20 protein-coding genes are annotated in these 23,937 nt (G+C 73.1%); 7 read left to right on the forward strand and 13 right to left on the reverse strand.

Going from position 1 to position 23,937, the window contains the following annotated elements; all coding sequences use genetic code 11:
• The first annotated feature begins 80 nt into the window (after positions 1 to 80).
• A complete protein-coding gene (locus tag ACGFMM_RS14315) occupies positions 81 to 1,664 on the forward strand; it encodes a hypothetical protein (RefSeq protein ID WP_393646403.1) in 1,584 nt (527 codons plus the stop codon).
• 80 nt (positions 1,665 to 1,744) lie between these two features.
• Here the strand turns inward: ACGFMM_RS14315 and ACGFMM_RS14320 are convergent, their stop codons facing one another.
• The 6 genes from ACGFMM_RS14320 to ACGFMM_RS14345 all read right to left on the reverse strand — a co-directional run bounded on the left by ACGFMM_RS14320 (position 1,745) and on the right by ACGFMM_RS14345 (position 7,648).
• Positions 1,745 to 2,542 (reverse strand): VOC family protein, encoded by a 798-nt coding sequence (locus tag ACGFMM_RS14320; protein ID WP_393646405.1) that lies wholly within the window; start codon positions 2,540 to 2,542, stop codon positions 1,745 to 1,747.
• 124 nt (positions 2,543 to 2,666) lie between these two features.
• On the reverse strand, positions 2,667 to 3,833 hold the full coding sequence (locus ACGFMM_RS14325) for a phosphodiester glycosidase family protein (RefSeq protein WP_393646407.1): 1,167 nt from the start codon (positions 3,831 to 3,833) through the stop codon (positions 2,667 to 2,669).
• 133 nt (positions 3,834 to 3,966) lie between these two features.
• Positions 3,967 to 4,329, reverse strand: coding sequence for a DUF779 domain-containing protein (locus ACGFMM_RS14330; RefSeq protein WP_393646408.1), 363 nt, complete (start codon positions 4,327 to 4,329; stop codon positions 3,967 to 3,969).
• An 81-nt stretch (positions 4,330 to 4,410) separates the two neighbouring features.
• Complete coding sequence (locus ACGFMM_RS14335; RefSeq protein WP_393646410.1) at positions 4,411 to 5,706, reverse strand: phosphoribosyltransferase family protein; 1,296 nt, start codon at positions 5,704 to 5,706, stop codon at positions 4,411 to 4,413.
• A 13-nt stretch (positions 5,707 to 5,719) separates the two neighbouring features.
• Complete coding sequence (locus tag ACGFMM_RS14340; protein ID WP_393646412.1) at positions 5,720 to 6,832, reverse strand: CapA family protein; 1,113 nt, start codon at positions 6,830 to 6,832, stop codon at positions 5,720 to 5,722.
• A gap of 54 nt (positions 6,833 to 6,886) precedes the next feature.
• Positions 6,887 to 7,648, reverse strand: a complete 762-nt coding sequence (locus tag ACGFMM_RS14345) for a hypothetical protein (RefSeq protein WP_393646414.1) — start codon at positions 7,646 to 7,648, stop codon at positions 6,887 to 6,889.
• A 112-nt stretch (positions 7,649 to 7,760) separates the two neighbouring features.
• On the opposite strand from ACGFMM_RS14345, the gene ACGFMM_RS14350 reads away from it, so the two are divergent.
• The 4 genes from ACGFMM_RS14350 (at position 7,761) to ACGFMM_RS14365 (ending at position 11,568) form a co-directional block, all read left to right on the forward strand.
• A complete protein-coding gene (locus ACGFMM_RS14350; RefSeq protein WP_393646415.1) occupies positions 7,761 to 8,147 on the forward strand; it encodes a PadR family transcriptional regulator in 387 nt (128 codons plus the stop codon).
• The gene (locus ACGFMM_RS14355; protein WP_393646417.1) at positions 8,144 to 8,728 is read left to right on the forward strand and encodes a hypothetical protein; all 585 of its coding nucleotides are present in this window, start codon (positions 8,144 to 8,146) and stop codon (positions 8,726 to 8,728) included. Before ACGFMM_RS14350 ends, ACGFMM_RS14355 begins: the two co-directional genes overlap by 4 nt.
• A 73-nt stretch (positions 8,729 to 8,801) precedes the next feature.
• Positions 8,802 to 8,972, forward strand: a complete 171-nt coding sequence (locus ACGFMM_RS14360) for a hypothetical protein (protein ID WP_393646961.1) — start codon at positions 8,802 to 8,804, stop codon at positions 8,970 to 8,972.
• A gap of 217 nt (positions 8,973 to 9,189) precedes the next feature.
• Positions 9,190 to 11,568 carry an ATP-binding cassette domain-containing protein gene (locus ACGFMM_RS14365; RefSeq protein WP_393646419.1) on the forward strand — a complete coding sequence of 793 codons (2,379 nt, stop codon included), beginning with the start codon at positions 9,190 to 9,192 and terminating at the stop codon, positions 11,566 to 11,568.
• Positions 11,569 to 11,628: 60 nt separating this feature from the next.
• Here ACGFMM_RS14365 and ACGFMM_RS14370 read toward each other — a convergent pair whose 3' ends face one another.
• The 7 genes from ACGFMM_RS14370 to ACGFMM_RS14400 form a co-directional block, all read right to left on the reverse strand.
• Positions 11,629 to 13,197: a GMC family oxidoreductase gene (locus ACGFMM_RS14370; RefSeq protein WP_393646421.1), complete on the reverse strand. Its 1,569-nt coding sequence runs from the start codon at positions 13,195 to 13,197 to the stop codon at positions 11,629 to 11,631.
• The gene (locus ACGFMM_RS14375) at positions 13,197 to 14,753 is read right to left on the reverse strand and encodes an APC family permease (protein ID WP_393646423.1); all 1,557 of its coding nucleotides are present in this window, start codon (positions 14,751 to 14,753) and stop codon (positions 13,197 to 13,199) included. Before ACGFMM_RS14375 ends, ACGFMM_RS14370 begins: the two co-directional genes overlap by 1 nt.
• Positions 14,754 to 14,796: 43 nt before the next feature.
• The gene (locus ACGFMM_RS14380) at positions 14,797 to 16,269 is read right to left on the reverse strand and encodes an aldehyde dehydrogenase family protein (protein WP_393646425.1); all 1,473 of its coding nucleotides are present in this window, start codon (positions 16,267 to 16,269) and stop codon (positions 14,797 to 14,799) included.
• Positions 16,270 to 16,399: 130 nt separating this feature from the next.
• Complete coding sequence (locus ACGFMM_RS14385) at positions 16,400 to 17,548, reverse strand: aromatic ring-hydroxylating dioxygenase subunit alpha (protein ID WP_393646427.1); 1,149 nt, start codon at positions 17,546 to 17,548, stop codon at positions 16,400 to 16,402.
• A 10-nt stretch (positions 17,549 to 17,558) separates the two neighbouring features.
• The gene (solA, locus tag ACGFMM_RS14390) at positions 17,559 to 18,713 is read right to left on the reverse strand and encodes an N-methyl-L-tryptophan oxidase (RefSeq protein ID WP_393646429.1); all 1,155 of its coding nucleotides are present in this window, start codon (positions 18,711 to 18,713) and stop codon (positions 17,559 to 17,561) included.
• Between the two features lie 24 nt (positions 18,714 to 18,737).
• A complete protein-coding gene (locus ACGFMM_RS14395) occupies positions 18,738 to 21,149 on the reverse strand; it encodes an FAD-dependent oxidoreductase (protein WP_393646940.1) in 2,412 nt (803 codons plus the stop codon).
• Between the two features lie 311 nt (positions 21,150 to 21,460).
• On the reverse strand, positions 21,461 to 22,258 hold the full coding sequence (locus ACGFMM_RS14400) for an IclR family transcriptional regulator (RefSeq protein ID WP_393646431.1): 798 nt from the start codon (positions 22,256 to 22,258) through the stop codon (positions 21,461 to 21,463).
• A gap of 188 nt (positions 22,259 to 22,446) precedes the next feature.
• Here ACGFMM_RS14400 and ACGFMM_RS14405 point away from each other — a divergent pair, with 188 nt between their 5' ends.
• Together ACGFMM_RS14405 and ACGFMM_RS14410 are read left to right on the forward strand one after the other, a co-directional pair.
• Positions 22,447 to 22,767, forward strand: coding sequence for a bifunctional 3-phenylpropionate/cinnamic acid dioxygenase ferredoxin subunit (locus ACGFMM_RS14405; protein ID WP_393646941.1), 321 nt, complete (start codon positions 22,447 to 22,449; stop codon positions 22,765 to 22,767).
• Complete coding sequence (locus ACGFMM_RS14410) at positions 22,764 to 23,936, forward strand: NAD(P)/FAD-dependent oxidoreductase (RefSeq protein WP_393646433.1); 1,173 nt, start codon at positions 22,764 to 22,766, stop codon at positions 23,934 to 23,936. Before ACGFMM_RS14405 ends, ACGFMM_RS14410 begins: the two co-directional genes overlap by 4 nt.
• Position 23,937 lies beyond the last annotated feature (1 nt).

The following is a 23,937-nucleotide window of genomic DNA, read 5'->3' on the forward strand; positions in this document are numbered from 1 at the left end:
GGCCGTTGCATGTACTTCTCGGGCACCCGGGCCTAACGTCGGCCGCCGGCGCGACCGACGTACCCACCCGAGGAGCCGTGATGCCCCCCTTCTCCCGACGAGCCCGCGCCCGCGTGCTCGCCGTCGTCGCCGCGCTCTGCGCGACCGCGCTGGTCGGCGCGGTGCCGCCGGCGCTCGCCGACGACATCCCCCTCGCGCCCGGTCACCGCCTCGTCGCCCCCTACGAGGGCGCGCCCGTCACCGCCCGCCCCGTGCCCGGGGATCCGCCGCCCCAGCACCCGTACCTCGCGCCCAACGGCCGCAGCGGGATGCACGCCGACGCCGCCGGCAGCGGCACCCACCCCTACTCCGGCCCGCTCGGCCGCGATCCGCAGGTCACCAGCGAGAAGATCGCCGCGCTCGGCGGCGAGTGCGCCACCGCCACCTTCGACGCCGGCGGCCGACTGCTCACCGTCTGCGGCACGTTCAGCGGTTTCCTGCTCAAGCTGCTCGACCCGCGCACGCTCGCCACCCTCGCCGAGTACAAGCTGCCCCAGCGTCCCTCCACCGTCGAGGCCGTCACCCGGCTCGACTTCGAGAAGATCTTCAAGGACACGTCGGGCGGTGCGTACTTCTACCTCGACGACCGGGACCGCGTCGTGCTCGCCGACTCCCGCCAGCACGTACTGCGCATCGCGCACCGCCAGGCCCGCGACGGCAGCTGGGCGTTCACCGTCGAGGACGACTGGGACCTCACGTCCCATGTCCCGCACGACTGCGTCAGCTGGACCAACCTCTTCCCGAGCGGCGTCTGCGACCCCGTCACCTCGGTCATGCCCGACTGGCAGGGCCGCATCTGGTGGGTGACCCGCCTCGGCCGGGTCGGCACGGTCGACCCGGCGACCGGTGCGCTGAAGTCGCTCCGGTTGCCCGGGGAGGAGATCCAGAACTCGTTCTCGGTCGCCGCCGACGGCGTCTCGATCGTCTCCGACCACGCCCTGTACAGCTTCCGCGCCGCGCCCGACGGCACGCCGCTCGTCCAGTGGCGGCAGACCTACGACCGGGGCAGCGGCCCCAAGCCCGGCTCCGTGAACCAGGGTTCGGGGACCACCCCCGACCTGTTCGGTGACGGGTACGTCGCCATCACCGACAACGCCGACGGCCGCATGAACGTCCTGGTCTACCGGCGCGCTCCCGGCGTCCCCGCCGACCGCCGTCCGGTCTGCCGGGTCCCGGTCTTCGGCGCGGGCGCGTCCACCACCGACAACTCCCTGATCAGCTGGGGCAACAGCCTCGTCGTGGAGAACAACTACGGCTACGAGAACCCGGCCGGCCTCACCCTCGGCCGCAGCGTCGTCGGCGGCGCGACCCGGATCGACGTCCGACCCGACGGCAGCGGCTGCGACACCGTCTGGGAGAGCGACGTGCGCTCCCCGTCCACCGTCCCCAAGCTCTCCACCGCCAACGGCCTCCTCTACTTCTACGAGAAGCAGCCGCACGCACTCGGCATCGACGCCTGGTACCTCACCGCCGTCGACTTCCGCACCGGCAAGCGCGCCTGGAAACGCCTCACCGGCACGGGCCTCCTCTACGACAACAACTGGGCCCCCATCACCATCGGCCCCGACGGCACCGCGTACATCGGCGTCTTCAACGGCATCGTCGCCGTCCGCGACCGGACGTGAACGGGCCGACCCGGCACGGCGAAGCGCCCGGGTCGGGTTGGTCCGGGGCCGGGCGCTTCGGGCGTGCGGGGAGGGCGGGGTCAGAGCATCTCGGGCATCTCGCCCTCGGTGGTGTTCACGTCGATGACCGCGAAGGCCGCGCCCTGCGGGTCGACGATCGCCGCGAAGCGGCCGAAGGGGCTGCCCATCGGGCCGAAGACCTTGCGGCCGCCCAGCTTCTCCGCCTTCGCGACGGCCGCGTCGCAGTCGTCGACGCCGAAGTAGATCTGGACGTACGACGGGATCTCCGGCGGGAAGTCCTCCTCGGTCATCCTCATCCGGCCGAGGACGGGCATCTCGCCGCCGAGGTCGAAGACCTTGAAGTCGACGTGCTCGTCCTGCATCTTCTTGGCGTTGTAGCCGAACAGGGCGGCGAAGAAGGCGTCCGACTTCTCCGGCTGCCGGGTGAACACCTCCGCCCAGTTGAACGCCCCGGGCTTGCCCTCCAGCTCGAAGCCCTCGTGCGTACCGCCCTGCCACACGCCGAACACGGCGCCGGCCGGGTCCTGGGCGAGCGCCATGGAGCCGAAGTCGCCGACCGCCATCGGCTCCATCAGCACCGTGCCGCCCGCCGCGGTGATCTTCTGCGCGGTCGCGTTCACGTCGTCCGACGCGAAGTACAGACACCAGGCAGAGACCGGCTCCCCCTCGCCGGGCATCGGCGGGACGACGGCCGCGACCGCCTTGCCGTCCTTGTACGCCTGCGTGTAGTTCCCGTACTCCGACGACGCCTCGCCGAAGGTCCAGCCCAGCACTTCGCCGTAGAAGGTCTTCGCCCCTTCGACGTCGGTGAACGCCGCGTCGGCCCAGACAGGCGTGCCCTCAGGTCGTGCTGCCATGACGGTGACTCTCTTCCGATCGACGGATCCTTCCGTGAGCCACGCTAGCCACGGCCCGAGCCGCCCGCACGGTGACCGGCCGGAGCGCCCGCGGTCAGGTCCGGTCGGCTTCGGTCGGCTCCGGTCAGCGGCGGGCGAACACCCCGATGCCGTTCGCCACCGGCCGCTCCGCCCCGCCGCTCGGATGGTTGCGAACCGTGGCCGACCCCGCGCCGGGGGGCCGCGTGACCAGCGTCGACGAGCCCCCGCCGTCCAGGCTCAGCGCGTCCGACGCGCCCAGCTCCGCCATCAGATCCGCCACCTCGGCGACCGTCAGCCCGCTCCGGTACCCAGCACCGCCGTCGAGCGCCATCAGCAGCAGCCACCGCCCGTCCGCATCGGTCCCGGCCGCCGAGCGCACCGCGAACGCCACCCGGTCGAGGCCGTCCAGCGGGACCCCGCCGCGCAGTACCGGGAAGCCGCCGACCGCGAACCGGTACGGCACCGCGGACCCCTCCGCGACCATCCGGTGCCGTACGGACACCGGGTCGCCGACCGCCAGCCCGCGCAGCTCCCGCGCCCCGGCCTCCCGCCCCACCAGGACCTCCGTGCCCTCCGGGATCGGGCCCCGGCCGGGCTGCTCGGACACCGCCGTCACCCGGCCCGCCCGCACCGTCACCTCGTACGTCTCCGCGCTGCACGGCGCGGCGCGGCTGGTGTCCGTGCCGCAGGTGGCGCGCAGCCGGGACGGTGTGCCCCAGTCGGAGGTGAACACGCCGACCGAGCCGACCGGCAGCGCGTACTGGTTGAGGCCGCCGAGCGGCAGGTGCCTGCCCCGCGTGGTCACCGTGCCGTCCAGCTCCAGCTCCCCGAGCCGGGCCCGGTCGTCGACGCCGACGCCGAGGACGTCCCGGGTGCTGGTGCCCGGCGGCAGCGCCGGACCGAAGCGCTGCCCGTCCGGCACCGCCGCCTTGAGCGCCCGGCCGTCGGCGACCGCCGGGCCGACGGCCGCGCCGGTCGCCTCCACGCCGGGGTGCTGGGTCTCCGAGATGTGGAAGAAGTCGCCGTTGACGCCGCCGACCGCCTGCTGCGCGTCCGCCAGCGCGGACAGCGGGGCCCGGGCCGCGACTTCACCCGGATGGAGCAGGTCCACCGACACGTTCGGCTCCGTCAGGTCCACGGAGAGCAGATGCGCGCGGACCGGGCCCTTGGCCGCGGTGAGGTCCAGCGTCGCGTACCGGACCCCCGGCGTGAGCGTGGTCCACGACTGCGGACGGACCGGCGCGGCGGCGGAGGAGGAGGGTGCGCCCACGACAAGAAGGGCGCACCAGGCGAGTAAGAGGGACAGCAGTTGCGTGTTTCGGACCCGGGACGGCGGCGTCACGTAGCCTCCTGATGCTCGGTCAACTCGGCGACAACCTGACGAGTTGACCAGAATCAGGAGACTACGAGCCAATCACCCGGGAACGGATCAGAAAACGCACGCCCTCCGGCGCCTCCAGCGAGAAACCGCTGCCGCGGCCGGGCACCACGTCCACGATCAGCCGCGTGTGCGCCCATACCCCGTACTGCGCACGCGACATCCAGAACCGCACCGGCTCGGCGACCCCGGGCACGGCCAGCGACTCCAGGAGCACGTCGGAGTCACCCGTGCGGAAGTCCCCCTCCGGGTAGCACATCGGCGCGCTGCCGTCGCAGCAGCCGCCGGACTGATGGAACATCAGCGGCCCGTGCTCCGCCCGCAGCCGGCACAGCAGTTCGGCCGCGGCGGGCGTCAGCTCCACCCGCGGTTCCCCGGTCGCGTCCATGGCCCCGCCCCCTTCTCCCGGTTCGGTGCGTCCAGGAGACAGCGCGCGACGTTGCAGCCGGGTTGCGCGTACCCCGCGGGCTCAGAAGTGCGAGGCGAACCAGTCGGCCGCCAGCTCGCCGACCCGCTCCAGCGTCCCCGGCTCCTCGAACAGGTGCGTCGCCCCCGGTACGACCTCCAGCCGGTTCTCGCAGCGCAGCCGCTCCTGCGCCCGGCGGTTCAGGTCGAGCACCAGGTCGTCCCGGCCGCCGACGATCAGCAGGGTCGGGGCCCGCACCACCCCGAGCCGCGCCTCCGCCAGGTCCGGCCGGCCGCCCCGCGACACCACCGCCGACACCGTCGACGCGGGCTCGCCGGCCGCCCACAGCGCGGCCGCCGCTCCCGTGCTGGCCCCGAAGTACCCGGTCGGCAGCCGCCCGGTGTCCTCGCGGGCCGCCACCCAGGCGGCGGCCTCGGCGAGCCGCCCGGCGAGGAGTTGGGTGTCGAAGACGTTGGCCCGGTCCGCCGCCTCCGCGTCGGTGAGCAGGTCGAACAGCAGGGTGCCCAGGCCCGACCGGTTCAGCCGGGCCGCGACCGCGCGGTTGCGCGGGCTGTGCCGGCTGCTGCCGCTGCCGTGCGCGAACAGCACCACGCCCGACGCGCCCGCCGGCAGGGTCAGCTCTCCGCCGACCTCCGCGCCGCCGACCGGCAGCCGGACCTCGGCCGGTGCCGCGGACGCCGAGGCTCCGCCCGAGCCGTACGCGGCCCGGTTGCGGTCCAGGCAGGCGACGACGTCCTCGTCCGGGGTCTGCGAGAAGTCCCGGTAGAACTCGCCGATCGCGCGGAAGATCACCGGCTCCTGCACGCAGACCGCCTCGTCCGCGCTGCTGCCGACCCGCTCGGCGCGCCAGCCCGCCGGCGCGACCGGCACCGCCAGCACGATCCGGCCCGCGCCGCCGGCCCGGACCACATGGCAGGCCGCGAGGGCGGTCGCCCCGGTGGCCAGGCCGTCGTCCACGACGATCACGGTCCGCCCCTGGAGCGGGACCGGCCGTCGCGCCCCGCGGTAGCGCGCGGCCCGCTCCTGCAGGACGGCCCGCTCGTGCTCCTCGACGGCGGCCAGCTGCCGGGCCGAGACCCCGCCGCGGGCCACCACGTCCTCGTTGATCACCTTCACCCCGCCCTCGCCGATCGCGCCCATCGCCAGCTCCGGCTGGTACGGCACGCCCAGCTTGCGGACGAGGCAGAGGTCCAGCGGAGCCGCGAGGGCGTCGGCGACCTGCTCGGCGACCGGCACCCCGCCCCGCGGCAGCCCCAGGACCACCGCGTCCGCGTCCTTGAGATGCGTCAGCCGGGCGGCGAGCTGCCGGCCCGCGTCGATCCGGTCGGTGAAGTACATGTCGCGCTCCTCGTCAGGCCGGCCGGGCCGTCGGCGTCCCGTCCGGCGCGAGCTCCACGCGCACGCCGAAGGGCCGGCTGATCCGGTCGAGCACCTCGTGCAGCCACTGCCCGTCCCCGGCGGAGGCATGCTCGAGACGCAGCCGCCTCGACCGGAACGGGGTCAGCCGGGCCTCCAGGAACGCGCCGTCGTCCGCGCCCACCGCGACGACCGGCAGCAGCCGCAGGTCGTCGCGGTACTGCTCGTAGCCGGAGATGCCCTCGTAGTCGTTGATCAGGTCCCCGCAGCCGTGCAGGACGAGCCGGCCCCGGTACGCCTCCAGGGGGCGCGGGTGGTGCGAGGAGTGCCCGTGCACCACGTCCGCGCCCGCGTCGACCAGCCGGCGCGCCAGGACGGCGAGGTCGCGCGGCACGCCGTAGCCCCAGTTCGAGCCGCCGTGCACGGACACCACGACGACGTCCCCGGGGACCTTGTCGGCGCGGATCCGCGCGGCGAGCCGGACCGCGGTCCGGTCCGCGGGACCGGCCGCGTAGTGGACCCCGGCGCGGTCCGGCCCGGCTGCCCAGTCGGGCGGGACGCCGCTGGACGCCAGGCCCAGGGCGTACACCACGACCCGGCCGCCGTGCGGCAGCGGGACCACGGCGGGCCGCCGGGCCTCCTCGTCGTCCCGGCCCGCCCCGGCGGTGCGCAGGCCGGCGGCCGCGAGCGTCGCGAGGGTGTCGTGCAGGCCGGCCGGCCCCAGGTCCAGGACGTGGTTGTTCGCGAGCACGCAGACGTCGGGGCGGGCGACGGTGAGTGCGGGCAGGTTCGCCGGGTGCATGCGGTAGTGCAGGGGCTTGCCGGGCGCGCGCTCGCCGTCCTCGGTCACCGCCGTCTCCAGGTTGACGATCCGCGCGTCGGGCGCGGCCCGCTCCAGGACGCCGAGGGTCTCGCCCCACGGGTAGGAGGGGTCCACCGGCCGGGGAACCGGCCCGTTGACCGCCTCGGCCAGCGCCACGTAGTCCCGTGCGTCGCGCACATACGGCTCGGCCAGCGCCGGATCCACCGGATGCGGCAGGATCTGGTCGACGCCCCGGCCGAGCATCACGTCACCGCACAGGAACAGCCTGACCTGCGCCCTGCCCACCCCTCCAGGGTAGGCCGACGGCCTGTGGTCGCGGTCCGTCGCCGGCCGTCACCCTCAGTGGCCGCCGACCTCGATGCCGGGCTCGTGGTTGGTCAGCACGCAGCCCGCGACGCTCGACTGCTCCAGGCGGTAGCCGGCCGGGGCGGTGAAGCCCGGCTCGCAGTTCAGGTACAGGAACTGCAGCTGGTACAGGCCGTACCGGACGCTGGGATCGTTCGTCTCGACGGCGATGTTCTCGCCGACGAGCAGCCGGCTCGCGGTGGCCTTGAGGCGGCCGTCGTCCTTCAGGTCCTCCTGCTGGGCGGCCTTCGCCCGTTCCTGAAGGGTCGTCATGTCGTCGACGATGTCGAGCCAGTTGAGGTCGCTCGCGCGCTGCGCGCCGCCCGGGTTGCCGCAGACCGCCCGGTCCTCGACGCCCCAGGAGCGGTGCTCGCCGGTGACGACGGGCTGGTAGTCGATCGACTCGATGGCGAGGTCGGCCGGATCGGTCGAGTAGTTGGTGCAGTCGACGGTGTGCGGGTGGACCATCTTCTTCAGTTCGTCCAGGCTGCCGGCGCGAGGCAGGCCGAGGCTGCCGGTGCTCGGTTGCCCCGGCTTCTCGGACGCGCCTCCGCCCGCCGGGTCCCGCGGGGCCCCGGTGGATGCGGTGGGCGCGGTGGACGGGGTGGGGCCGGTCACGGCGCTCGTGCGGTCGGTGTCCTCGCAGGCGGTGAGAAGGGCGAGGGAGGAGAGCGCGGCGGTCGCGGCGAGTATCCGCTTCAGGTGCATGGTCCGCTTTCGTGGAGGCGATTCGGCGCCGGTGGGTGACGTGGCCATGCTAGGCGGTGTCGATCTTCGACCGGGAATCGCCGGACGGCGGAGGCCGCTTGAGCCGGGAGCCGTCGAACTGTTTTGCGGTGCAAGGCAGTCGCCGACTATCTTGTGCCGCATGACAATGGAGCTGTCCGGGGCCGCCGGCGACCAGCGGCGCAGTCAGCTCCTGCGCGGTGTGCTCGACGTGTGCCTGCTCGCGCTGATCGCCGAACGACCGCGATACGGCTTCGAGTTCAGCCAGGCGCTCGCCGGCGCCGGCCTCGACCTGGTCCGGGAGGGCAGCATCTACCCGCTGCTCGCCCGGCTCGAACGAGGCGGCCTCGTCGACTCGTACCGGGCGGCGTCCGCCAGCGGCGGCGCCCCGCGCAAGTACTACCGGCTCACCGATGCCGGCCGCGCCGCGCTCGCCGAGGGGCAAGCGGCCTGGCGGGACTTCGCCGGCCCGGTGAGCCGGATGCTCGACGGCACCACATCCACATCCACGGGGGACCCCACGCCATGACGACCACGGACGGCACCACGCACGACCGCATCCTCGCGATCTGCCGCAGCAACTGGGAGTACCGCGGTATCGACGACGCCTCCGTGCGCGAGATGCTCCAGGAGCTCGAAGCCCACCTGGCGGACGCCGAGGCCGCCGGCCGGACGGCGCGGGACGTCGTCGGCGACGACGTTCCGGCCTTCGCCGCCGCCTGGGCCCGCGGCCGTGCGCCCCTGCACCGGCGCGCCCTGCGCCTGGCGGCCATGGCCTGCGCGGCCGTCGGCACGGTATGGCTGCTGCGCCACCTCGTGCGCTGGACCGCCGAACTGCCCGTCGAGGCCGCCGACCTGGCCTTCTGGGGGATGATCGCCACGGCCACCGTCGCCTGGGAGCTCAAGCGCGGCAGCCTCGGGTTCCGCAAGAGCTGGCTGCTCGCCTTCGTGGTCGGACTGCCCACGGCGCTGGCCGTCCGGCTGCTGGCCGGGGACGGGGTGCTGTTCACCCTGCCCGTGTGGGCGGCCCCGATCCTGCTGCTGCCCATGGTCCCGTACGCCGTCGCGGACACCCGCGCGAAGAAGGCCGAGGCAGCGGCGGCAGCCTGACATGCACCGTTTGTCCCCTTGTGTGAGGCTGGGGGTATCCCCTCGCCCGGGATCCACCACAGGAGGGATGATCGTGGGCAAGAAACAGACGCGCCGAAACGCCGGCGCCCGCACCGGCGGACACGCCGAACGCACCCCGCCGACGGAATCCAGGCCCGAGCCGCAACGATCCCCCACGACCGAGACCACCCGAGCCATCTCCGAGCCGTCGCACCGCAAGGAACGGAAGTTCGGCCACAACTAGACCACCAGGGACCCCGCGTCCCCGAGGGCGCCCGGCTTCGTCACTGCGACGGGCCGGGCGCCCTCTGCGTGCACGTGAGGGCACCCTCCGTGATGTTCCGGGGCCGGTCACGAATCGAGAAGCGCCGAGGGCGGGGGGTGGCTAGGTTGGCGGGAGAGCAAGGGGCCGCGGGCCTCGGGGACGGCGGCCGGCGGGGCGCCGGAGGGACGGAGAGACGATGAGCAGGACCAGCAAGACGGAGACGCACGCCGCGGACAGTCACGATCTGATCCGGGTGGTGGGGGCGCGGGAGAACAATCTCAAGGACGTCAGCATCGAGATCCCCAAGCGGCGCCTCACCGTGTTCACCGGCGTGTCCGGGTCCGGCAAGAGCTCGCTCGTGTTCGACACCATCGCCGCCGAGTCGCAGCGGATGATCAACGAGACGTACAGCGCCTTCGTCCAGGGCTTCATGCCCAGCGCGGCGCGCCCCGAGGTCGACGTGCTCGACGGGCTGACCACCGCCATCTCGGTCGACCAGAGCCGGATGGGCGGCGACCCCCGCTCCACCGTCGGCACCGCCACCGACGCCAACGCGATGCTCCGCATCCTCTACAGCCGGCTCGCCAAGCCGCACATCGGCGGCCCCAAGGCGTACTCCTTCAACGTCGCCTCCATCAGCGGGGCCGGCGCGGTCACCGTGAAGAAGGGCGGACAGACCGTCAAGGAGCGGCGCAGCTTCAGCATCACCGGCGGCATGTGCCCGCGCTGCGAGGGCCGCGGCGCCGTCTCCGACATCGACCTCGCCCAGCTCTACGACGACACCAAGTCCATCGCCGAGGGCGCGTTCACCATCCCGGGCTGGAAGTCCGACAACGTGTGGACCGTCGGCATCTACGCCGAGTCCGGCTTCCTCGACCCGAACAAGCCGATCCGCGAGTTCACCAAGAAGGAGATGCAGGACTTCCTCTACCGCGAGCCGACGAAGGTCAAGGTCAACGGCGTCAACCTGACCTACGAGGGTCTGATCCCCAAGATCCAGAAGTCCTTCCTGTCCAAGGACCGCGAGGCGATGCAGCCGCACATCCGGGCCTTCGTGGAGCGGGCGGTCACGTTCACGACCTGCCCCGAATGCGAGGGCACCCGGCTCACCGCCGAGGCCCGCTCCTCCAAGATCAAGCGGAAGAGCATCGCCGACCTGTGCGCCATGGAGATCCGGGACCTCGCCGAATGGATCCGCGGTGTGGACGAGCCGTCCGTCGCGCCGCTGCTCGCCACCCTGCAGCAGACCCTCGACTCCTTCGTCGACATCGGCCTCGGCTACCTCTCCCTCGACCGCGCGGCGGGCACCCTCTCCGGCGGCGAGGCCCAGCGGGTCAAGATGATCCGCCACCTCGGCTCCTCGCTCACCGACGTCACGTACGTCTTCGACGAGCCCACCGCCGGTCTGCATCCGCACGACATCCAGCGGATGAACGGCCTGCTGCTGCGGCTGCGCGACAAGGGCAACACCGTGCTCGTGGTCGAGCACAAGCCCGAGGTCATCGCCATCGCCGACCATGTCGTCGACCTCGGCCCCGGCGCGGGCACGGCCGGCGGCACCGTCTGCTACGAGGGCACCCTGGACGGCCTGCGCTCCGCCGACACCGTCACCGGCCGCCACCTCGACGACCGCGCCCGCGTCAAGGAGACCGTCCGCACGGCCGTCGGCGCACTCAAGATCCGCAAGGCGAGCGCCAACAACCTGCGCAACGTGAACGTCGACGTCCCGCTCGGCGTGCTCAGCGTCATCACCGGCGTCGCCGGCTCGGGCAAGAGCTCCCTGGTGCACGGCTCGATCCCGGCCGAGGAGGGCGTGATCTCCGTCGACCAGGCTCCGATCCGCGGCTCCCGCCGCAGCAACCCGGCCACGTACACCGGTCTCCTGGAGCCGATCCGCAAGGCGTTCGCCAAGGCCAACGACGTCAAGCCGGCCCTGTTCAGCGCCAACTCCGAGGGCGCCTGCCCCACATGCAACGGCGCCGGCGTCATCTACACCGATCTCGGCATGATGGCCGGGGCCAGCACCACCTGCGAGGAGTGCGAGGGCAAGCGCTTCGACGCCTCGGTCCTGGAGTACCGCTTCGGCGGCCGTGACATCAGCGAGGTCCTGGCGATGTCCGTCACCGAGGCCGAGGAGTTCTTCGGCGGCGGCGACGCGCACACCCCGGCCGCGCACCGGATCCTCCAGCGGCTCGCCGACGTCGGCCTCGGCTACCTCACCATCGGCCAGCCCCTCACCACGCTGTCCGGCGGCGAGCGCCAGCGGCTCAAGCTCGCCACGCACATGGGCGACAAGGGCGGCGTCTACGTCCTCGACGAGCCGACCACCGGTCTGCACCTCGCCGACGTCGAGCACCTCCTCGGACTGCTCGACCGGCTCGTCGAGTCCGGCAAGTCCGTGATCGTCATCGAACACCACCAGGCCGTCATGGCCCACGCCGACTGGATCATCGACCTCGGCCCCGGCGCCGGCCACGACGGCGGCCGGATCGTCTTCGAGGGCACCCCCGCCGAACTCGTCGCCGCCCGCTCGACCCTCACCGGCGAGCACCTCGCCGACTACGTGGGGGCCTGAGCCCGAACACACGGCGGCCCGGCCTCCACCCGGGACCGGGCCGCCGCACCCGCGCTCATCTCAGCGGGCGTCCTCCCGCAGCAGGTCCGCGCACTTCTCGCCGATCATCATGGTCGTGATGCACGGGTTCACCGTCACCAGCTCCGGCATCACCGACCCGTCGGCGACCCGCAGGCCCGGCACGCCCTTGACCCGCAGCCGCGCGTCCAGCGGCGCCGTCGCGTCGTCGTCCGCGCCCATCTTCACCGTGCACGCGGGGTGGTAGACCGTGTTGTGGGTGGTCCGGATGTACTCGAGCAGCTCCGTGTCGGAGCGCACGTCCGGTCCCGGCGCCAGCTCCGCGCCCGTCCAGCCCGACAGCGCCGGCTGCGCCGCGATGCGGCGGGCCAGCTTCAGACCGAAGGTCATCACACGCTCGTCGTGCTCGTGCGTGAAGTACCGCGGGTCCACCATCGGCTTGTCCCGGAAGTCGCGGGTCCGCAGCCGCACCGTGCCCCGCGACCTGGCCCGGGTCACGTTCGGCGTGAGGCAGAACGCGTTCTCCGACGTCGGATAGCCGTGCCGGGCGGTGTTCATGTCGAACGGCACCGAGCCGTAGTGGAACATCAAGTCGGGCCGGTCCAGGCCCGGTTGGGTGTCGTAGAAGATCCCGGCCTCCCACCACTGGCTCGACGTGGCCGGCATGGGCTGCTTCGCCTCCCACATGATCACGCCCTCCGGGTGGTCCTGGAGGTTCTCGCCCACGCCGGGCGCGTCGACGACCACCTCCACGCCGACCTCCCGCAGATGCGCCGCCGGGCCGATCCCGGACAGCATCAGCAGCTTCGGGGTGTCGATGGCGCCGCACGACACGACGACCTCGCGCCGGGCCCGCACCGTCCGGGTGTGCACCAGGTCCGGGTCGAGGTACTGGGCGCCCACGCACCGCCCGTCCTCCAGGACCAGCTTCTTCGCCCGTACGCCGGTGCGTATCTCCAGGTTGGGCCGCTTGCCCATGATCGGGTGCAGGTACGCCACCGACGAGGACTGCCGGATGTTGTTCTCGTCCGAGTTGATCTGGAACCAGTTGGCCCCGCGCACCACCGTCCGCCCGGTGTTGAACGGCGTCGTCGGGATGCCCGCCTGCGCACACGCCTCCAACAGGGCCGTACCGCACGGGTCGTCACCCTTGAGGGTGCGCAGCTTCACCGGGCCGGTGCGGCCGTGGTGCTCGCCCGGCGCGTCGTTGTTCTCCAGCCTCCGGTACAGCGGGAAGAGGTCCGCCGCGCTCCAGCCGGTGCAGCCGCCCGCCGCCCAGCCGTCGAGGTCCTCGGCCGGCGCCCAGAACGCGATGCACGAGTTGTGCGAGGAGCACCCGCCGAGCACCTTGGCCCGCGCGTGCCGCATGAAGCTGTTGCCGCGCTCCTGCGGCTCGACCGGGTAGTCCCAGTCGTAGCCGGACTCCAGGAGCCCCATCCAGCGCTCCAGCTTCATCACGTCGTCGTCGCCGACGTCGCTCGGCCCCGCCTCCAGGACGCACACGGTGACACCGGGGTCCTCGCTGAGCCGCGCGGCGACGACGTTGCCCGCCGTGCCGCCGCCGACGACGACGTAGTCGAAGATGTCGGAGTGTTCGTTCGGTGCGCTCATCAGTGGGAGACCTCCTTGGGCGCGGCGGTGTCCGGCGGCGTCACGGCCGCGTGGTCGGCCAGCACCCCCGTACGGTGCCGCTGGACGAACCAGTAGTACGCGAAGCCGCCGGTCGCGATCGCGCCCACGAACAGCACCGCGCCCCAGCGCAGGTACCAGTGGTGGGGTTCGGCGGCGTTGTAGACGGCGGCCCGCGGCCAGATCAGGTTGAGGGTCATGAATCCGCCCCACAGGACGGCCGCGAGGTTCACCGGAAGGCCCCAGCGGCCCAGCGAGAACTTCCCCTCGGCCGGCTGCCACCTGCCGCGCAGGCGGGCCACCAGCATGGGCCCCGTGACCAGCAGATAGGCGATGTAGATCATGACGATGCCGATGCTGGTGACCACCGTGAAGATCTGCGGCTGGCGGATGTTCACCAGCAGGATCGCCAGCGCGAGCACACCGATGATCACGGTCGGCAGCACCGGGGTGCCGAAGCGCGGGCTCACCTTCGCGAGCCGCGCCGCCCCCGGCAGGTTGTTGTCCCGCGCCATCGCGAACGCCAGCCGGACCGCCGCGGTGTGCACGGCCAGGGCGCACACGGTGACCGCGATCAGCACGCACCACAGCATCGCCTTGCCGGCCGTCGGGCCGAGCACGTCGAGGACGACGTACTGCAGACCGTCCGTGGACAGCTTCTCGCCGCGCAGACTGGACACGCTCATCAGCGCGAGCAGCAGGATCAGGCCGCCCAGCACGAACGAGGCCACGATGGCCCGGATGATGGCGCGCGGCGCGTTGCGCGAGGGATCGAGCGACTCCTCGCCCAGCGAGGCGGCCGTGTCGAATCCGTACATGACGTACGCGGAGGCCAGCGAGGCGATCAGGAACGCGCCGAGGTAGCCGAAAGGCTGCCCCGAACCGGTGCCCGCGGTGTCGGTCACGACCTCCGGACCGCGTACCACGTTCACCGCCAGCAGCACGATCAGCACGACGGTGGCGATCAGTTCGAGAAACACGCCGGCGGTGTTGATCCGCGCCATCAGCTTCACGCCGAAGGCGTTCACCACCGTCGTGAACAGGATCAGCACGGCCGCGAGCAGCACCGCGTTCGTCGCCACGTCGTACGTCCCCGTGCCGTCCCCGACGAACTGGAAGAAGGACGAGATCTGAGGCAGCGTCAACTGGTAGGCGAGCGCCACGGCCGCGATCGACACGACCGAGGCAAGGAGCATCATCCAGCCGGCCAGCCAGCCGACGTGCGGATTGCCCACCTTCTTCGCCCAGTTGTAGATCGAACCGGCCACCGGATAGCGGGCCGCCAGCTCGGCGAAGCACAGCGCCACCATGAACTGGCCGGCGAACACCAGCGGCCAGGACCACCAGTACGCGGGCCCGCCGCTGGCGAAGCCGAAGTAGAACAGCTGGAAGGTGCCGGTGAGGATCGAGATGTACGAGATCCCCGCGGCGAAGGTGTGGAAGTTGCCCAGGGTGCGCTTGAGCTCCGGGCGGTACCCGAACTCCGCCAGTTCGGCGTCGTCACCGGCGGCTCTCGGGCCGGGAGGGGCAGTCGTCATGGTCGTCTCCTGGAAGTGTGGGGGAGGGCGTGGACGCGGGACGTCAGGCGAACCAGCCCTGCGGCTCGGGAGCGGTGTTGCGCCAGATGTGCTTGGCCTCGCGGTACTCGGCGAGCCCGGCCGGACCGAGCTCGCGGCCCGTGCCGGACTGCTTGAAACCGCCCCACTCCGCCTGCGGCAGATAGGGGTGGTAGTCGTTGATCCACACCGTGCCCAGCCGCAGCCGCGCCGCGATCCGCCGCGCGCGGGCCTCGTCGGAGGTCCACACCGCGCCGGCCAGGCCGTAGATCGTGTCGTTGGCCAGCCGGACCGCCTGGTCCTCGTCGCCGTCCCGGAAACGCTCGACGGTGAGCACCGGACCGAACGATTCCTCCCGCACCACCGACATCCCCGCATGGCACTCGTCGAGCACGGTCGGCCGGTAGTAGAAGCCGGCGTCGTACTCCGGACCCTCCGGGCGGGCGCCGCCGCAGCGCAGCACCGCGCCCTCCGCCAGACCGGCCGCGACGTACGCCTCGACCTTCGCGCGGTGCGCCGCCGAGACCAGCGGCCCGGTCTGCGCCCGCTCGTCGAACGGGCCGCCGAGCCGGATCAGCTCCGCGCGGCGCACCAGCTCGTCCACGAACCGGTCGTGCAGCGAGTCCTCCACGAGGAGCCGCGCCCCGGCCGAGCAGACCTGGCCGGAGTGCAGGAACACCGCGGTCAGCGCCATGTCCACGGCCGCGTCGAAGTCGGCGTCGGCGAACACCACGTTGGGGTTCTTGCCGCCCAGTTCGAGCGCCACCTTCTTCACCGTGCCCGCCGCGGCCGCCATCAGCCGGCGGCCCGTCAGCAGACCGCCGGTGAAGGACAGCAGGTCCACGTCCGGGTGCTCGGCGAGCGGCGCTCCGGCCTCGGGCCCGGCGCCGAGGACCAGGTTGGCCACGCCCGCAGGCAGCCCGGCCTCCTCCAGGAGACGCATCAGAAGGATCGCGGTGTGCGGGGTCAGCTCGCTCGGCTTCAGCACGAGCGTGTTGCCCGCGGCGAGCGCCGGGGCGACCTTCCAGGCCGTCTGCAGCAGCGGATAGTTCCACGGCGTGATCAGCCCGCACACGCCCACCGGCTCGTACACCACCCGGCTGTCCGTCGTCGCCGAACCGGTGTCGACCACCCGGCCGTCCTCGGTGGCCGCGAGCCGCCCGAAGTACCGGAAGCAGGCGGCGACGTCGTCGACGTCGTACGCGCTCTCCACCAGCCGCTTGCCGGTGTCCAGCGACTCCGCGCGGGCCAGCGCCTCCTTCTCGCGCACCAGCAGGTCGGCGACCCGCAGCAGCAGGTCGCCGCGGTCCGCGGCGGGCGTGGCGGGCCAGGGGCCCTCGTCGAAGGCCCGGCGGGCGGCCGCGACGGCCTCCACGGTGTCCTTGGCGCCTGCCTCGTCGACGACGGCGACCAGGCCGCCGTCGGCGGGGCAGCGGATCTCACGGGTCCGCCCGTCGAGCGCGGCCCGCCACGAGCCGCCGATGAAGAGTTCGGGCATATGTCTCGTTCCTCCTGGTCAGCGCCTGTCGACAGACGCTCCTAGGGACAGGTGCCTCACCGGACGGCCGCGATCCATGCCGAAATGTGACGGGCCTCATACCGGGTCGGGCGTTATGGCGGCCCGTGCGTCACGCCAGGTCGGCCGACCGGTCGCCGGACCCGGCGGCCAGCAGGTCGCGCACCCATGCGTGGAAGATCCCGATGTGGTGCTCGCTCGGCACCAGCACCCCGCCGTCCCGGTACGCCCGGGACGCCATCCCGGGCTGGGTGCGCTCGCAGGCGTCGAAGTCCTGCACGTTCACCCGGTGGAACAGCTCAACCGACCGCGACACGTCCGCCCCGTCGGCCACCACCTCGGGCGCGTACAGCCAGTCGCACTCCACCACCGTGCGGTCCTCGGCCAGCGGGAACATCCGGTGCAGGATCACGTGGTCGGGCACCAGGTTCACGAACACCGTGGGCTTGACCGTGATCGCGTAGTACCGGTTGTCCTGCTCCTCCGCGAGGCGCGGCAGCCGGGCGAAGCCGGCGCTGCCGTCGACCGTGAAGCCCTTGATCCCCTCGCCGAACTCCGCGCCGTGGCCCACGTAGTACTGCGCCGCGTACCCCTCCGCGAACTCCGGAAGCACCTCGGTGAGTTCGGGATGGATCGTGGCGCAGTGGTAGCACTCCATGAAGTTCTCGACGATCAGCTTCCAGTTGGCCCGCACGTCGTACGTGATCCGCCGGCCGAGCGCCAGCTCTTCGGTGCGGTACCGCTCGATCGAGGCGGCGTCGCCGAGCCGTTCCACCGCCGCGCCGATCACCGTCTCCTCGAACGACGGCGGCTCGGCGGCCAGGCACACCCAGGCGTAGCCCAGCCACTCCCGCAGCGCCACCCGCACCAGGCCGTACGCCGTCCGGTCGACGTCCGGCATGCTCGCCAGGTTCGGCGCGGCGACCAGCCGGCCGTCGAGGTCGTACGTCCAGGCGTGGTACGGGCACTGCAGCGAGCGCCGGACCTCGCCGGACTCCTCGGTGCACAGCCGCGCTCCGCGGTGCCGGCAGCTGTTGAGGAAGGCGCGCAGCTCGCCGGCCCGGTCGCGGGTGACGATCACGCTCTCCCGGCCGATCTGCACGGTGCGGAACGCGCCCGGCCGGGCGAGGTCCGCCGAGCGGACGGCGCAGAACCACAACGCCTCGAAGATCCGCTCCTGTTCGAGCCGGAACACCTCGGGATCGGTGTAGGCGCGGCCGGGGAGGGTCGCGATCAGGCTGGGGGATGCGTGCGTCGTCACGGCGTGCTCCTCAGGCGGACGCGGCGGTGGGCCGGCGGGGGTCGAACAGCTCGATGGGGTGCGCGGTGGTCCCGGTCAGCGCCAGATCGGCGAGGATCTCGCCGACGACGGGCGTGAACTTGAAACCGTGCCCGGAGAACCCGCACGCCACGGTCACCGAATCGGGGTGGGCGGGATGGCGGGCGATCACGAAGTGCTCGTCGGGGGTGTTGGAGTACATACAGGTCGCGGCCTTCAGGAAGCGCCCCGGAAGCGTCGGCAGGCAGCGCGACAGCTGGTCCGCCATCGCCGCGACCTCCTCGTCCCGCACGGTCCGGTCGATGCTCTCCGGGGTGCACGGCACGCCCCGGCGGAAGAACGCGACCTTCGCGCCCCGCTTTGGGCCGTCGATCGCGGGAAAGCCGTAGATCTGGACGCCGTCCGCGTCCTCCCAGATGTAGACCGGGTGGCGCTCGGGCTCGAACGGCCCGGTGCCGCCGTCCGGCTGGAACCAGTACATGACCTGCCGCTCGATCGTGAACGGCACCCCCAGATCGCTCAGCAGCCGCGGCGCCCACGCGCCGGGACAGAGCACCAACCGGCCCGCGGTGTAGGCGTTCTCGGCGGTGTGCACCCGGACCCCGTCGCGACAGGGCTCCCAGCGCAGCAGCGGCTCCTCGAAGTGCAGCTCCGCGCCCCGCTGGGTGGCCAGCTGCAGATGGGCGGCGACCGTGTTCTCCGGGCGCAGCAGACCGGCCCGCGCCTCGTACAGCCCCACCTCGTCGTCCGCGGGGGTGAGCGTCGGAAAGCGGCGGCGCAGCTCCTTCGCGTCCAGCAGCTCGTGCGGCAGGTCCCACTGCCGCGCCGAGCGCAGCGAGCCCGCGACCGTACGCGACCCGGGCCGGCCGACCATCACGCCGCCGCACAGCGTCGCCACGTTCCGGCCGGTGTCCCGTTCCAGCGCCTCGTACAGCTCGTACGCCCGCAGCAGCAGCGGCACGTACGCCGGGTCCTCGAAGTACGACTGCCGGGTGATCCGCGAACCGCCGTGGCTGGAACCGCGGTTGTGGACCGGACCGAACTTCTCCAGGCCGAGCGTGCGGGCCCCGCGGGCGGCCAGATGGGCGGCGGCGGCGCTGCCCATCCCGCCCAGGCCGACCACGATCACGTCATAGGTGGGTGACACGGAAAGGTCCTCCCTGGCAGGCGTTCAGCGGCGGATGCGGTCCATCTGCGGGTCGAACAGCGGCTCGTCGGCGACCGTCGCCGGAACCTTCTCGCCGAGGTACTCGACATGGACCGGCGTGCCCGCGGCGAGCGGCGGCAGCCAGGCGTACACGACGCAGCGCCCGAGCATGCAGCCGTACGCGGCGCTGGTCACGTACCCGGCGGGGGACCCGTCCAGATACACCGGCTCCTTGCCGAGGACCACGGCCCCCGGGTCGTCGAGCAGCAGCGCGGTCAGCCGGCGCCGCGGCGCCCCGGCCCGTTCCAGCGCGGCCCGTCCCGTGAAGTCGCCCTTGTCCATGCGGACGGCGAAGCCGAGCCCGGCCTCGTACGGGGTGTGCTCGGCGGTCATGTCGCGTCCCCAGGAGCGGTATCCCTTCTCCAGGCGCAGGCTGTCGAACGCCGACCGGCCCGCGGCGATCACGCCCAGCCGCTGCCCGGCCTCCCAGAGCGTGTCCCACAGCCGCAGACCCAGATCGGCGCTTGTGTACAACTCCCAGCCCAGCTCGCCGACATAGCTCAGCCGCAGCGCCGTCACCGGCACATGGCCGACGTACGCCCGCTTCGCGCGGAAGTAGCCGAAGCCCTCGTGCGAGAAGTCGTCCCGGGTCAGCGGCTGCACCAACTCCCGGGCCAGCGGCCCCCACACGCCGATGCAGCAGGTGCCGGAGGTGACGTCGCGGACGGTCACCCCGTCCGGCGCATGCCGCAGCAGCCAGTCCTCGTCGGCCGGCGTGTTGGCCCCGATCTGGAACCGGTCGGGGGCGAGCCGCGCCACCGTCAGGTCGGAGCGGATACCGCCCGCCTCGTCGAGCAGCAGGGTGTACGTCACCGCGCCGGGCTTCCTGGCGACGTTGTTGGTGGTCATCCGCTGCAGGAAGCCGAGCGCCCCCGGACCCGCGACCTCCAGCCGGCGCAGCGGCGTCATGTCGTACAGCGCGACGCTCTCCCGGGTGGCCCGCGCCTCAGCGACGGCGATCGGCGACCAGTGGCGCGCCGACCAGGGGTCCCGCTCCGGGAGTTCGAGCCCCTCGGCGAGCGGCGCGTTCGCCTCGTACCAGTGCGGCCGCTCCCAGCCGCCGCCCTCCAGGAAGTACGCGCCCAGCTCCCGCTGACGGGCGTGGAACGGCGAGACCCGCAGCGGGCGGGGCGACTCCATCGGCTGCAACGGGTGCAGCACGTCGTACACCTCGGCGAACTGCTGCGCGCCGCGCTCGGCGACGTACGCGGGGGAGCGCTGCGCCTCCTCGAACCGTGTCAGGTCGCAGGCGTGCACGTCGGTGCGCGGCCGGCCCTCGGTCATCCACTCGGCGACGGCCCTGGCGACGCCCGCCGAGTGCGTCACCCAGACCGCCTCGGCCAGCCAGAAGCCGCGCAGCTCGCGGGACTCGCCGAGCACCGGCATGCCGTCGGGGGTGAAGGAGAAGACCCCGTTGAAGCCCTCGGCCAGTTCCGCGTCGGCGAGCGCGGGAAGGAGCCATCGGCAGTCCTCCCAGCTCGGCGCGAAGTCCTCGGGCGTGAACGGGTACGAGGACGGCATCACCGGGGCCTCGTCGTACGCCGGCACGGTGAACGGGTCGACCGGCAGGGGCCGGTGGGCGTAGCTGCCGATGCCGATGCGGTCGTGGTGCTCGCGGAAGTACAGATCGCGGTCCTGGAAGCGGAGGATCGGCCGGGTCGCCTCGGGCCGCGGGCCCCCGGCCCCGGCGAGCCCGGGCAGCGGCCCGGTGCGCGCGTACTGGTGGGCCAGCGGCAGCAGCGGTACGTCGACGCCCGCGAGCCGGCCGAGCACCGGGCCCCAGAAGCCGGCCGCCGACACGACGTGGTCGGCGGGGAACGTCCCCCGGTCGGTGACGACGCCGGTGACCCGGCCGCCCTGCCGCTCGACGCCGGTGACGGTGTGCCGTCCCAGGAAGCGGGCGCCGCGCGCCTCGGCGCGCACGGTCTGGGCGCGGCAGGCGAGGACGGCGCGGGCCAGGCCGTCGTCCGGGGTGTGGAAGCCGCCGATGACCTTGCGGACGTCGAGCAGCGGCCAGAGCTCCCGGCAGCGCTCGGCGGAGACCAGCTCGCCGCGGACGCCCCAGGACGCCGCGTACCCGGCGCGCCGGTGCAGCTCGGCCCAGCGTTCCTCTGTGGTGGCCAGCTCCAGGCCGCCGACCCGGTCGAAGCAGGACTGGCCGTCGACCTCCAGGGCGGCGAACTTCTCGATGGTGTACCCGGCGAAGTCGCTGAGGGTCTTGGACGGGTTGGTGCGGAAGACCAGTCCGGGGGCGTGCGAGGTGGAGCCGCCCGCGGCGGGCAGTGGGCCCTGGTCGAGGACGGTGACGTCGGTCCAGCCGCGGGCGGTCAGCTCGTCGGCGAGTGAGCAGCCGACGATGCCCGCGCCGACGATCACGACACGGGGGCCGCGGGGGGAGACGACGGCTGGGCTGTTCTCGGTGGCAACGGCGGCACGGACCTCTGGGGGCACGACAGGCTCCTCGGGTTGTTGCACAGTGCACGATGGGTTGCGCGATGGGGAACATCGTGGGAGCGGCCCGACGGAGCGTCAAGAGGGCGTGAGGAAGGCGGCGGAAACCCGTGCGGCCGGATGCGCGGCGTCCGCCGGAAACGCCGACGCGGGGCCGGGCGGAGGCCCGGCCCCGCGTCGTGGGGGCGTGCGGCGTGTCGGCCTCGGAGGCCGGCGGGGCGGGGCGCCCCGGCGGCTCAGAAGCCGTAACCCATGCGCCGGGACAGCTCGTTGGCCGCGACCGCCGTGCGGGCGGCCAGCTCCGGCAGCCGGTCGCGCTCCAGGCGGTACGCCGGACCGGACACGCTCAGCGCCCCGATCACCCGGCCGTCGTGCGCGCGGACCGGCGCGGCCACCGCGTGCAGGCCCAGCTCCAGCTCCTCGGCGGCGATGGCGAAGCCCTGCGCGCAGGCCGCGTCCAGCTCGGCGCGCAGCAGGCTCGTGCTGGTCAGGGTGTGCTCGGTGAACCGGGGCAGCGCGCGGGCCAGCAGGCCCTCGCGCAGCGTCATCGGCAGATGCGCGAGCAGCACCTTTCCGCTGGACGTGGCGTGCAGCGGGGTGCGGCGGCCCAGCCAGTTCTGCGCGGTGACCGAGGCCGGGCCGCGGGCCTGCATGATGTTGACCGCGGCGTTGTCGTCCAGGACCGCGATGTTGACCGTCTCGCCCAGCTCGTCGGCGAGTTCGCGGCAGACGGGCACGCCCTCCTGGGAGATGTCCAGCCGGACCGCCGCCGCGCCCGCCAGGCGCAGCACGCCGGCGCCGAGGAAGTACTTGCCCCGGTCCTGCGCCTGCGAGACCAGGCCGCGGTTCTCGAGGACGCCGAGCAGCCGGAAGGCGGTGGACTTGTGGACCTCCAGCTCGTCGGCGATCTCGGTGACCCCCGCCTCGCCGAGCCGCGCGAGGATCTCCAGGACGCTCACCGCGCGGTCCACGGACTGGATGGCGCCCGCGCTCCCCTTGGAGGCCCGCTCGTGCGTCGTCTCGTCGGTCGTCATCGCTCAACTCTCGCCGTGGTGCGGTCGGTCGGGGCGGGGAAGCCCGGGAAGGGATGTCCGGGAAGGGGATGTCCGGGGAGGCTCTTGACGCGGTGGGCGCACCACCCGGATTCTGTTGCGCATAGCGCTCCCTCATGCGCCATGTGCAACATCATCTTATCGAAGAGTCCTGGACCGAGGGGGGCACGTTGATACCCGTCTGCCGTCTCGAAGACCTTCCCGCGGGCGCGGCCGTCCGCATCGACACCACACCGCCGATCGCGGTGTTCAACGCCGCCGGCGCGTTCTACGCCATCGACGACACATGCACTCATCAGGACGCCTCCCTCTCGGAGGGCTGGCTGGAGGGTTGTCTGGTCGAATGCCCGCTGCACGCCGCGGCATTCGACATTCGTACCGGGGAGCCGACGTGCCTGCCGGCGCGGCGCCCCGTGCGGACCCACGAGGTGGTCGTGGCGGACGGCGTCGTGCACGTCCGGCCCGGCGCGCGGGAAGGCAGCGCGGTATGAGGACGGTCGCCGTCGTCGGCGCCTCGCTCGCCGGACTGTACGCCGCGCGGGCGCTGCGCGCGCAGGGCTACGACGGACGCCTCGTGATCGTGGGCGAGGAGCCCCACCGCCCGTACGACCGGCCGCCGTTGTCGAAGGGCTTCCTCACCGGCGCGACGGGCGAGGCGGAACTCGCGCTCGCCGACCCGCAGGAGGAGGCCGAACTCGCCGCCGAATGGCTGCTGGGCGTACGGGCGAGGGCGCTGGACGCCCGCGGGCGCACGCTCCTCCTGGACGACGGGCGGAGGGTCGTCACGGACGGCCTGGTCGTCGCCACCGGCGCGCGGGCGCGGCCGCTCCCGGGCGCGGAGGGCCTCGGCGGCGTGCACACCCTGCGCACCCTGGACGACGCCCGCGCGCTGCGGGACGCGCTCGGCGGCCCCGCGCGCCGGGTCGTCGTCATCGGCGCCGGTTTCATCGGGGCGGAGACCGCCGCGTCCTGCGCCGTACTCGGCCACGAGGTCACCGTCGTGGAAGCGGCCCGCCTGCCGTTGGTGCCCCAACTGGGCGCGGAGATGGCCGAGTTCTGCGCCGGACTGCACCGGCGCGGGGGAGTCCGCCTGCTGACCGGCGTCCGGGTCGCCGCCCTGCACGGGCGCGCCGCCGTCACCGCCGTGGAGCTGGCCGACGGCCGGGTGCTGCCCGCCGACCTGGTGCTCGCCGGCATCGGCGCGGTACCCAACGACGGCCGGCCGGCGGGCTCCGCCCTGCCCGTCGCCGACGGCGTCGTCTGCGACGACGGCTGCGTCACGGCCCTCCCGCAGGTCGTCGCGGTGGGCGACGTGGCGCGGGTCGGCGGCGTCCGGTCCGAGCACTGGACCGCCGCGACGGAGCAGCCGGCGGTCGCCGTGCGCAACCTGCTCGCCGGCCGCACCGTCGCCCACGTCCCCCGCGCCCCGTACTTCTGGTCGGACCAGTACGGCGCCCGTATCCAGTTCGTCGGCCGCCGCCACGACGGCGACACGCTCCGGCTCGTCGAGGGCTCGCTCGAAGAGGGCTCCTTCCTCTGCCACTACGAGCACGCGGGCGTCACGACCGCCGTCCTGGCCGTCGACCGTCCCCGCGCCTTCCTGCCCGCCCGGCGCGCACTGGACCGCGCCGGGGCGCAGCTGCTCGGCGGCCCGCGGTGAT

This window comes from Streptomyces sp. NPDC048604 (genome assembly GCF_043199435.1).
GTDB lineage: Bacteria > Actinomycetota > Actinomycetes > Streptomycetales > Streptomycetaceae > Streptomyces.